Below are 255 nucleotides of genomic sequence, written 5' to 3'. Positions count from 1 at the left end.
TACAAGGCCCGGGAACGTATTCACCGCGGCATGCTGATCCGCGATTACTAGCGATTCCGGCTTCATGCAGGCGAGTTGCAGCCTGCAATCCGAACTGAGAATGGTTTTATGGGATTTGCTTGACCTCACGGCTTCGCTGCCCTTTGTTCCATCCATTGTAGCACGTGTGTAGCCCAGGTCATAAGGGGCATGATGATTTGACGTCATCCCCACCTTCCTCCGGTTTGTCACCGGCAGTCACCTTAGAGTGCCCAA

General features: G+C 54.1%; 1 rRNA gene. It reads right to left on the bottom strand.

Annotation, left to right across the window (positions count from 1 at the left end):
- Nucleotides 1-255, bottom strand: a 16S ribosomal RNA gene (locus RVS70_RS23255); the annotation flags it as partial.

Source organism: Virgibacillus sp. M23 (genome assembly GCF_034190895.1).
Lineage (GTDB): Bacteria > Bacillota > Bacilli > Bacillales > Amphibacillaceae > Virgibacillus > Virgibacillus salarius.
The sequence above is the reverse complement of the archived record's forward strand: the minus strand, read 5'-3'. Positions and strand labels throughout refer to the sequence as shown.